Origin of the sequence: Hespellia stercorisuis DSM 15480 (assembly GCF_900142165.1) — a bacterium.
GTDB lineage: Bacteria > Bacillota > Clostridia > Lachnospirales > Lachnospiraceae > Hespellia > Hespellia stercorisuis.
On the sequence record NZ_FQZY01000136.1, the window covers coordinates 1 to 2489 of the forward strand.

Sequence of the window (2489 nt, forward strand, 5' to 3'; positions counted from 1 at the left end):
CAAAAGGCGTTAACAAGGAAAATGTGGATAAAGTGCTAAAAAACATACACAGTAGATGAGGGATAGACACAATTAAATTTATTCCTCAACGCTGTTAGCTTGGTAGATGACTTGTTATTTTTTTATAAATAGTGTAGAATTTTTGTAGTCCTATTAATGATAGAGACAGAATGCTTAAAAATGAACACAATCATAGGAATAACAATAATATTAAAGTAGAGAACGTAGGAGGGATTCCATGGCAAATGAAATGGTTATCGTATTGGATTTTGGTGGTCAGTATAATCAGTTGATTGCACGAAGAGTCAGAGAGTGCAATGTTTATTGTGAAGTTTTACCTTACACAAAGAGCATCGAAGAAATCAAAGCACTGAATCCAAAGGGCATTCTCTTTACCGGTGGTCCAAATAGTGTTTATGATGAAACATCCCCACATTATGAGAAAGCGATATTCGACTTAGGTATACCGATTCTCGGTATCTGCTATGGTTCACAGCTTATGGCATGGACACTAGGCGGTGAGGTTGCAACAGCGCCTGTCAGTGAATACGGTCATACAGATGTTGAAGTTGATACAAATTCTGTATTGTTTAAGGGCATCGAAGCAACGACAGGCTGCTGGATGAGCCATACAGACTATATTAAGCAAGTACCGGAAGGTTTCAAGATCATCGGTCATACACCTGTATGTCCTGTCGCAGCAATGGAAAATCCTGCGCGTAAACTGTATGCAACACAGTTTCATCCGGAAGTACTGCATACAAAAGAAGGTAAAAAGATGCTCAGTAATTTTGTTATGGATATCTGCGAATGTGCAGGTGACTGGCAGATGGAATCTTTTGTTGAAAATACTGTAAAAGAGCTCCGCGGACAGATTGGCGAGAAACATGTTATCCTCGGTTTATCCGGTGGTGTTGACTCATCTGTTGCAGCAGCTCTTCTTTCAAGGGCTATTGGCAAGCAGTTAACATGCGTATTTGTTGATCACGGCTTGATGCGTAAAAACGAAGGCGATGAGATTGAAGAAACATTTACAGGCAAGTTCGATATGAACTTTGTCCGTATAGATTGCAAAGAATCGTATCTTGAGAAATTGAAAGGTGTCATTGATCCTGAAGAAAAGCGTAAGATTATTGGTACAGAATTCTATAGAGTATTCTGGGATGAAATCAAAAAACACCAGACAGACTGCCTCAGCTATTTTGCACAGGGAACCATTTATCCTGACCGTATTGAATCTGGTAAAGGTAAGAATGGTAAGTCTGATACAATCAAGACACATCATAACATGGTTGATCAACCCACAGACGTTCAGTTCCTCGGCACGATCGAACCATTGAAAGATCTTTTTAAAGATGAAGTCCGTAAGGTTGGCGAAACACTTGGCCTGCCACACGAACTCGTATGGCGCCAGCCATTCCCGGGACCTGGTCTCGGAGTTCGTATTATTGGCGAGATCACAGCCCCGCGTATCGCAGTCCTGCAGGAAGCCGACTGGATTCTCCGTGATGAGATGGCAAAGAACGGTTATGAAAAAGAATTGGCACAGTTTTTCTGTGTACTGCCGGGTGTCAACACAGTAGGTGTCATGGGTGATCACAGAACTTACGCTGATTTGATTGCTATCCGTGCCGTCACAACAGATGACTTTATGACGGCTGATTGGGCAAAGATTCCTTATGAAATTCTAGGAAAGGTATCAGGACGAATTACAAATGAAATGAAAGGTATTGTTAACAGAGTAGTGTATGATATTACATCAAAGCCACCTGGGACAGTAGAGTGGGAATAGAACTGTGTTTTGTATCAGTAATAGCTTTTACATAGGCACCTTTGTAAGAATCTATAATAGCATTCCAATACCTAGCTCCCACCAAATTTGCCAATGCGTGTTTATGCTACAAATTGTATTTCATCTCACTATCTATATTTCGGGCTTAGCAAACCACTCTTTTTGAATACATTTAAAAAATCTGGTCTATCCCACAAGAGATCTTGTATCAGTTGCCATGCTTGTCTCCTAACATTTTCTCCCTGTGTAACATTAATATCGAAAGCACAGAGTTCTCAGATTTATTATCTTGAAAATGCAGAGGCTTTAATCAAAGCCAGTTTTGAAGAATATTTTGAAACAAACGATATTCGTTTTCTGATTTTTCCATTTTGTTTTACACTGGTTTGCGGATCGGCGAAGCACTTGCAATCAATCGATTTGAATCAATCAAAATAACGAAAAAAGGCTTTTACATATCTCGCAAATGTATGCCAGAAAAGACGTTTTAGTCAAAGGCGAGTGGAAAACCTCAGAATCCAATGTAGTTGATCGTTTGAAAAAGGATGCACCAGCAAGAGATGTGATTCTTGTTCCCGATGCGCTTACATTAATTGATGAACAGTAACTGTTCAGAACTCCATTAGTTAAAGATGATATCGGAATTCCCTAAAAGGGCTTCTCTGATTGCTGTAAAAGCATTTATTCCATGCTTATG

1 protein-coding gene is annotated in these 2489 nt (G+C 39.7%); it reads left to right on the forward strand.

Annotated elements, in window-relative coordinates; translation table 11 throughout:
* Positions 1 to 238: 238 nt before the first annotated feature.
* On the forward strand, positions 239 to 1792 hold the full coding sequence (guaA, locus tag BUB85_RS20695; protein ID WP_073113355.1) for a glutamine-hydrolyzing GMP synthase: 1554 nt from the start codon (positions 239 to 241) through the stop codon (positions 1790 to 1792).
* The last annotated feature ends 697 nt before the right edge of the window (positions 1793 to 2489 follow it).

What these genes read in the sequence shown, in the direction of transcription:
- guaA (WP_073113355.1), top strand. Translation starts at nt 239, where the DNA reads ATGGCAAATGAAATGGTTATCGTATTGGATTTTGGTGGTCAGTATAAT.